Origin of the sequence: Streptomyces sp. NPDC005728, from assembly GCF_040630895.1 — a bacterium.
Taxonomy (GTDB): domain Bacteria; phylum Actinomycetota; class Actinomycetes; order Streptomycetales; family Streptomycetaceae; genus Streptomyces.
The window spans coordinates 1-6,802 of the sequence record NZ_JBEXYL010000207.1; the positions used below are offsets into that span (position 1 = coordinate 1).

A 6,802-nucleotide genomic window follows, 5' to 3' on the forward strand; every position below is an offset into this window, starting at 1 on the left:
GGTCTGCCCCAGATCCAGGGTCGGGCGTGGGAGTTGAGCTGGTCGGTGGCGACGTTGGTGGCGTGGGTGATGTGGCCTGGGTCGCCGAAGGAGCGCTGCCCGCAGGCGCCCGCAAAGGCGCCATCGCCGCCGATGGCATGCGGCCAGCCGACGGCTACATGATCGACGCCAAGTACGTGCAGGACACGGACGACGAATGCAAGAAGAACTCGTGGCGTACGCCTGACACGTTCGAGCTTGAAGACAAGTACGACAGGAACGGCAAGAAGAAGTGGAGCAAGAAGGACATCCTCGTAGGCAAGGACGAGGACGAACTTGGCGACTACAAGCAGGCCATGACGCACCACGAGCAGATCCGAGGCCTGGAGATCATCACCAACGACAATGACGCGGCAGCCTACTGGCAGACGCTCATGGCGGCACAGGGCGTCAAGGGCACCTCCCGGTACGTGCCATAGCCCCGGACGACAAAGGACGCTCCCCGCAATGAATCTCGACGACTACCAGACGACCTACCTGCTCTACGCACCAGCCAAGAACCCCGGCGGCTGGAACCTCGACCTTGCCGCCTTCGGTGCCGCTCTCGAAGCCCGATTCTCCGAAGTCCGCTACGAGACGAGGCAGGGCAGGCAACTCCGCCTTTCCTTCTGGGCCGTGACGGAGGACGGAATCGAGTTCACCGGTTTCGCCAGCAACGAAGGCCGGGACACGGTCGTCCTCACCGACAACACCGCCGATGAAGCGGCCGTCTTCATCGCCTGGCTCCGCGACTCGTTCCTTCCCTCACCGGACCTGATCCGCTTCAGCTCGGAGCCCGCCGTCGAAGAGGGAATCGAGACAGACTGGCGCATGCCCGCAAGCGGAGACACAGCGCGCATCGCCGAGGAGCTGAAGCAACACATTCAAGTAGTCGAACGCTGACCGGCACCGTGATCGCATAGACCGGCTGTGTTGGTCGACAGCTGGCCCCGATCGATCGCCGAGGGCAAGCGCGACGAACCCGAACAGCTTCGGGCCGACGCCCGCTTCGAGAACGTCACCTCGTCGAACGCTCCGAGGGCTCCGCCGCAGCGTGACACACCTCAACCGACCTAGAACTCCTGACAGTTGCTCATGGAAGGCTTGAAGTCCTGCACGGGATTCGAGGCGGTCGCAGACGCCATGAAGGTGATGTACGACGACGTCGAAGCCACCAAAGCTCCCCCGCGGGGCGATGAAGGGGTCGCCTTCCGGCTCAAGTGGGTTGTCGAGTCCGGTGAGGAGGGCATGAAGTCCCCCATCAGCGTGGCTGTCATCCGGCACGGGTCCACACTGGCGATCTACAAGGCCGTCTCCTACACCGCCAGGGCGTCGGCGAGCATTCCGAGCGATCTCGTCAACGCCCAGTCGAAAGTGCTGGACGCCGCCGTTCACACTACTTCAGGTGCCGCCGGAGAACGCTGCACCGGCGAAGGACACGGTGCCGTCGGAGAACTCCGTGCCCACGGAGTTGACCATGCCGCCGGAGAACACCGCGCCGTGGAAGTCGATTGTGCCGCCGGAGAGTCGCGCCCGGGCGAAGTGGACGGTGCTGCCAGAGAAGCGCGTGTTCCTGAAGGCCGATGGTGCTGTCGGAAAACTCTGCATTCCGGAACTGGATGGTGCCGCCGGCGAGCTGCGCGTAGTCGAAGTCGGTTGTGCCGCCGGCATGCGTCCACGCCCGCCCGTACAGAAACCCGCGGAACTCCCACCCCCACCGCCGGTCGGTGAAGTCGCGGTACTGGAACCGCTCCTGGATCTCCTCCGCGTGCTCGTACGGCGTCCTGCGCCGTTCCGGATACCGCTTCAGGCACGAGGCGTCCTCGATGCCGAGCTGCCCGGCCAGGTACTCCACGACCTCCCACGGCACCGCCAGCGGATCATCGCCCAAGAACCGGCCGATGTAGCGGACGGTGCAGATCTGCACCGCCATGCCCAGCCGGTGCGCGTCCGTACGCCGCAGCGCGATCGGGTCACGGTCGTCGTCATCGAGGAAGAAGAACCGCTCCAGCTCCAGGCGCGTGGGCGCCTGGGTGAACGTCCCGTGCGCCTGCTCATCAGTCAGAAACTCCACCGGCACGAGGCGGACCGTAACCAGCGTCAACAGCCGCCGGGCGACCTTTCCACGAACCTCGGCCGCAGCCGCATCCCGTGTGCTAGCCGACGATGATCAATCTCAACGGCACTTTCTGTACCGCAACTACTCACACCCGACGTCGTACTCCTCGCCGGAGAGGGCTGCCAGGAGGGCACGCTCCAACTCGGCGACACGCTCCAGCTCGATCAGGTTTTCGGGGACGTCTGCCACACGCGGATCCCAGGCGGCCACCATGAAGAGCCGACCATCAGACTTGCCGCCCGATCGGGTACAACCGTCACCGGTCCCGGGCGAGCCGCAGAACGGAGCCGCTACGAAGATCACGAACTGACGTGATCTCCGAGAGGAATCGTCGTGCGCTTCGCCCACACCGCCGTCACGGCCCTGATCGCTGCCCTGCTCATCCCCGCGACCGCCCACCCCGTCCCGGCCGCCGAACCCGGCACCACGATTACCGCCCCCGTAGGGAACGTTCTGGCCCAGCTCCCGGTCCGGACCGAGGACCGCACCGGCTACGAGCGCAGCAAGTTCAAGCACTGGGTCGACGCCGACAGGGACGGCTGCAACACACGGGCGGAGGTGCTGAAGGCCGAAGCCGTCGTAGCACCTGAGCAGGGTCCGAACTGCACGCTCACCGGCGGCGAGTGGTCTCGCCATACGACGACCGGTCCATCCAGGGGCCGCGTGGGCATCGCTCTCCGAGGAGCTTGGCCGATGCCCTGACGTGCCGATCACCGTCACGCTGGCCCGGTAGCCGGGCGAGGGCTCAGCGGCGTCGCAGGAGGCCCCTACGTGTTGGCCGGTCCCGCTCAGTGGGGCGGAGTGCCTTGCGGCACCCGGCGGTGAAGTTGTCGAGCATCAGCTCCATGTCGCCCTGGTCCCGATGGGCGAACTTGCGCTTGCTCTGGAGTAGTTCGTCGCGGTCGCGGCCACCAGTGACTTCCGCAGCCCAGTCATGGATACGTCCGGACATGGAGCGCTTCTTGTGGAGGTAATACAAAGGGCGGCGGTGAGACGCGCCTCACACCGAATCGTTCGTCATGGTGAAATCGGGCTGGTTCCGGGCGTCGCCCCATTTCCCGTAGCCGAGCAGGCGGTGCTGGCCGACCCGGAGTCCGGGCCGCGCCTGGTTCTTCCAGCTCATCATGACCATCGGCTTGTCCCGCTCCTCGACCGCGACGGTCGCGCCCTCGAACGGCTTGCCCTTCGCAGTGAACGCACGCAGCATCCCGGCCAGTTCGTCGGCGTCCTTGCGCGAGCCGCTCAGGGCGCACAGCTTCGAGACAGGCTTGCCGTCGGTGCCCATCCGGGTGCCGACGGCCGCCAGCAATGCTCTGCTGTTGCGCGCGTATTTACGGTCGAAGTTCGCCGTGAAGACGGTGCCGAGGCAGTTGGCCACGGCGACGTACGACGGGTCGTCGGCCAGGGTCTTGCCCTTGGGCGCGCTCATGACGCGATAGATGACGCTGTCCGTGAGCGAGTCGAGCCCTGCCCCCATGGAGGAGGAGGCGGCGATCGCCTTCTTGTCGAAGCGGCCCGTGAGGTAATTTCCGTCGGTCTCGTACGAGACCGCGGTGTCCACGTCCGTCTCGTCGTACCCGTAGGTTTCCTTGGCCGTCGGCTTGATCACCAGCGAATCGTTCCCGCTCTCTGCCGGGTGCCGGAAGTCGTACATGTCATGGATGTAGTAGTACGGCGGGAACGCGTACAACTCCTTGTCCCGGGCCATCAGCGGCCGGGCCGTGCGCAGGTCGAGATAGTCGATGAGCATGAGGCCGCCCGGCGGGAGCTTCTCGAACACGTCCACCAGCTTGCTCCGCGGGGCGGGTGGCAGTGCCGATGCCGATTCCGACGCGGCGCCGGAGCCGCCCCCGCCGCAACCGGCGAGCAGCGTGACCACGACAGCGGTGCCGAACAGCTTCGATCCCCATGAACGCACAGAGTCCCCTTCCACGGCGTGCAGGACGGCCATGACCTGCATGTCGCGGAAGGAGACTTCTGCCCACCCCTCAGGGTTGTGCGGAAATGCAGGTCACGCGTCACAAAGTGCGACGTCTCACCCTCGTGTCAGTCAGGCTTCTCATCTCGATGTCACATGACGCTGCTGGTGACGGTGCCCAGCCCGCTTCGGGGCCCGTGTCCAACAACCGATCGGTTGTTGGACGTCCGGGTGGCACCGGCGCGGCAAGGGTTCCTTGCCGCGCCGGTGCCACGCGTGCTGCCTAACGGATCAGGGTCGTCCAGTACGGGCTCGCGCTAGCTGCGCCGACAACGCTGGCAAGCCACCAGAGCAGCGTCCGTGACAGCGACAGGTGCAGATGCCGGCCGGCCTTCACCTCAAGGCCGCGGCGCTGAAGGCTGATCGTCCAGGCCGCGTTCTCGATGTCTGCTGCCTTCGCTTCGTCCGTGTGCGTCATCGTTCTTCCTCTCCCCGCCGGTACTTCTGCGGCTCCCGACCCCCGGGGCAGGACAAGCGGCGGTGCCTTCTATTGGCGGAGGGACGGCGGGAGGATCCCACAATGCTGGGTGAACCCGGACAACTTTGAAAGTTGCTGCGGCAAACGCGAATTGATCCATGTCCGACCGAACCGGAAGTCTTCTCGGCGATGTTCATGGATGTTCGCGGATACAGGCGGATGTTCCTGCTTGGGGGCATAGGCTGGGGCTTTCGGCGGCAGGAGTGGGGGGACATGCCCACGGATGATCTTTCGGACCTCAGCGACCAGGAGTTGCTGCTGGCCCGGGAACGGGTGCTGGAAGAGTTCGCGACCGCCCTGGAGATCCTCCACATCGCCTGTGGTGCACCTGCGAAGCTGACCCTCTACAAACAGTCGAAAAAAGACGGCCGCTACACCCTGCCCACATCGACGCTGTCTGAGGTGTTCAACGGCAAGAGGCTCCCGAGCTTCGACTTCATCATGGAACTGATCCGCCAGCTCCGGCCGGGCGACGCCAGTCTGCAGGAGGAGTGGCGCCAGCACTGGATGAGAGCCAAGTACATGGTCACCCGGGCGGCCAAGGCTGAGAAGCGCCTTGCAAAGGAAGCCGAGGAAGCGCAACACAGGCAGGCCGACGAGATCGAGCACCTCCGAGAGGAAGCTGCCACTGAGCTGCAGCGCGCCTCCCTCCTGCGCGGGGAGGCAGAAAAAGCCCTCAAAGAGGCCCGAGCGGAGGCAGAGCGCATCCGCGAGCAGGCACACCAGGAAGCCAAACTGAGACGCCAGCAGCCGGTCAACCTCTCGGGTCCCGATCTCCTGCGTGCGTTCCTCAGCAAGGAGTTCCGCATCCTCACCGAGCCGGGCATGTCTGCCACGAGCGCTCGGCTCCGCCCCGAACTGCTACCCGATGACGAGGCCGAACTAGTGCCTCCCTCGGACTTGGCTGCGTTATGGCGCGTCCTGCATGTGCTGACGCTGCGCCTTCCGCAGGAACACGCAGCGGAACTCAGGGCGCGCTGGCGCGCTATGGCGCTGGGCATCGTCGGTGAGGTCGACGGTGACGGTCTGGTGCCTGGACTCCCGGGAGTGGTCGAACCGTTGTCGTTCAGGGACCGGGCCACCACCATGTCGTCCATCGCGCAACGCGATCACCTCAGGTCACTGCGGAACGTCGGCTCCGTGGGAGAAGACGTCGAGATCCCGGGCAAACTCCAGTACGTCGTGGCACTGATGCGGGAGTACAAGGAAGAAAACCGCCTCCTGACTCGCTACGACCCACGCCTGGTGAAGGTGTCCGACCCTTCCACCTACGACGCCGGGCCGCTTCGGCCGCCGACGCTTCAAGTAGTGGACGACGGCGTCCAGGAGCCCTTTAAACACGGGGTCGACGCCCAGCTGGCCTATCTGCTCGGCCTACTGGGGGACAGAGCGCCGGCGGGGCCGGGGCTGGGGCCGGAACTCATTGACGTCGACCGGATGCTGGCCTCTCTGGTGCCCGATCCGCTGCCCCACCGCGAGAGCTGGTGGTTCAACCGGCGCCGTGCTCTGCAGAAGAAGCTGGCCTCCTATCTCGGCTCCCTGGAGCTGGAGGTGCAAACGCATGACGTGCTGTCCGCATACGTCATCAACGAGCTCACGGACGACAACATCGAACTCGTGGACCAGTCCGGCAACGCCGTCTTGTGGTGGCTGAGGCTGCCGTACCGGGCAAGAGGCGGTACGGACTGGACCAAGGGCCGCATGATTCACCAGAGCCACATTGCCTGACCACTCCGCGGGCTGTACTACCAGGACGGTTTCGTGCTCGTCCCGAAGCCAGTCGCCCGGACGGATGCGCCGCCCCATGATCGATTCGGTGCAGAAGGCGAAGGAGGCCCGCGGAGAGCCGGCCGCGGCGCACGAGATAACGAAGCCGAAGAAGAAGGCAGCCGCGAGGAAGCAGCCTGCCAAGAAGGCCGCGGCGAAGAAGGCGACGGGCCGCCAGGCCGCGCAGGCTCTTTCGCCCGCCGGCACAATGGCCTTCGCCAGATTGGGGCGGCGACCACCGCTCAGGCAAGCCCGTCGGCCGCGCCCGTCAGGGGAGGTGGCGTGTTGCGCGGCCACGGCGCGCCCAGGTGTTCCGATGCTGCAGCCCGGAACGCCTCCATGAGCGCGGAACCCGGATAGGTCCCGAACACTCTGTACTTTCCGCCCATTCCGCGGTAGTAGCACGACCAGTAGCTGACCACTCGTCGCTCCGTGCGGGCGA

At 65.7% G+C, this 6,802-nt stretch carries 6 protein-coding genes and 3 pseudogenes; 4 read left to right on the forward strand and 5 right to left on the reverse strand.

Annotation, left to right across the window (positions count from 1 at the left end; all coding sequences use genetic code 11):
- Window positions 1-458 (forward strand): restriction endonuclease fold toxin-2 domain-containing protein (locus ABZ471_RS47185; RefSeq protein ID WP_359075327.1); only part of this gene is annotated, 458 nt, incomplete at its 5' end.
- A gap of 28 nt (window positions 459-486) precedes the next feature.
- Complete coding sequence (locus ABZ471_RS47190; protein WP_359075328.1) at window positions 487-921, forward strand: hypothetical protein; 435 nt, start codon at window positions 487-489, stop codon at window positions 919-921.
- A gap of 637 nt (window positions 922-1,558) precedes the next feature.
- Here the strand turns inward: ABZ471_RS47190 and ABZ471_RS47195 are convergent.
- Window positions 1,559-2,098 (reverse strand): annotated as a pseudogene (locus ABZ471_RS47195) (DUF4158 domain-containing protein); the annotation flags it as partial.
- 402 nt (window positions 2,099-2,500) lie between these two features.
- Here ABZ471_RS47195 and ABZ471_RS47200 point away from each other — a divergent pair.
- Window positions 2,501-2,805, forward strand: a pseudogene (locus tag ABZ471_RS47200) (HNH endonuclease); the annotation flags it as partial.
- A gap of 77 nt (window positions 2,806-2,882) precedes the next feature.
- Here ABZ471_RS47200 and ABZ471_RS47205 read toward each other — a convergent pair.
- From ABZ471_RS47205 to ABZ471_RS47215, 3 genes are all read right to left on the reverse strand, one after another.
- Window positions 2,883-3,089: a hypothetical protein gene (locus ABZ471_RS47205; RefSeq protein ID WP_359075332.1), complete on the reverse strand. Its 207-nt coding sequence runs from the start codon at window positions 3,087-3,089 to the stop codon at window positions 2,883-2,885.
- Between the two features lie 48 nt (window positions 3,090-3,137).
- Entirely contained in the window at window positions 3,138-4,055 is a 918-nt protein-coding gene (locus ABZ471_RS47210; RefSeq protein WP_359075329.1) for a hypothetical protein, read from the reverse strand.
- Window positions 4,056-4,338: 283 nt separating this feature from the next.
- The gene (locus tag ABZ471_RS47215) at window positions 4,339-4,533 is read right to left on the reverse strand and encodes a hypothetical protein (protein ID WP_359075330.1); all 195 of its coding nucleotides are present in this window, start codon (window positions 4,531-4,533) and stop codon (window positions 4,339-4,341) included.
- 273 nt (window positions 4,534-4,806) lie between these two features.
- Here ABZ471_RS47215 and ABZ471_RS47220 point away from each other — a divergent pair, with 273 nt between their 5' ends.
- Entirely contained in the window at window positions 4,807-6,321 is a 1,515-nt protein-coding gene (locus ABZ471_RS47220; RefSeq protein WP_359075331.1) for an ATP synthase F0 subunit B, read from the forward strand.
- A 281-nt stretch (window positions 6,322-6,602) separates the two neighbouring features.
- Here ABZ471_RS47220 and ABZ471_RS47225 read toward each other — a convergent pair.
- Window positions 6,603-6,802 (reverse strand): annotated as a pseudogene (locus ABZ471_RS47225) (hypothetical protein); the annotation flags it as partial.

Bases quoted from the DNA above. Each gene is read 5' to 3' on its own strand.
- ABZ471_RS47190 (WP_359075328.1), top strand. From the start codon at position 487: ATGAATCTCGACGACTACCAGACGACCTACCTGCTCTACGCACCAGCC.
- ABZ471_RS47205 (WP_359075332.1), bottom strand. From the start codon at position 3,089: ATGTCCGGACGTATCCATGACTGGGCTGCGGAAGTCACTGGTGGCCGC.
- ABZ471_RS47215 (WP_359075330.1), bottom strand. From the start codon at position 4,533: ATGACGCACACGGACGAAGCGAAGGCAGCAGACATCGAGAACGCGGCC.
- ABZ471_RS47220 (WP_359075331.1), top strand. From the start codon at position 4,807: ATGCCCACGGATGATCTTTCGGACCTCAGCGACCAGGAGTTGCTGCTG.